Origin of the sequence: Mameliella sp. CS4, from assembly GCF_019392335.1 — a bacterium.
Lineage (GTDB): Bacteria > Pseudomonadota > Alphaproteobacteria > Rhodobacterales > Rhodobacteraceae > Antarctobacter.
In genome coordinates this window covers 1-238 of record NZ_JAHXRQ010000282.1, presented here as the reverse complement: position 1 = coordinate 238, position 238 = coordinate 1, and the positions used below count along the sequence as shown (strand labels likewise).

Here is a 238-nt window from a genome sequence, read left to right as displayed (position 1 = left end):
GCCCAGGGTATGGCCGATCTGCAGGCGTACGCCGCGCTCGGCGAGGGCGCGGATCAGCGGCCGGTGTCCGGCGATCTCGGGGGCGATGGTGATCACCCGGATCGGCGCGCGGCGCAGGTAGTCCTCGACTTCCTCGAGCACCGCGGCATGGGCGAAGTTGGGCTGCGCGCCGAGCTTGCCGGAGTTGATGTAGGGGCCTTCCAGGTGCACGCCGAGTATCCGTGAACCGCCCTCCAGC

The 238-nt window shown here is 70.6% G+C and carries 1 pseudogene; it reads right to left on the bottom strand.

Features of this window, described 5'->3' with window-relative positions:
- Nucleotides 1-210 (bottom strand): annotated as a pseudogene (locus KZZ07_RS27400) (N-acetylglucosamine-6-phosphate deacetylase); the annotation flags it as partial.
- Nucleotides 211-238: the final 28 nt, after the last annotated feature.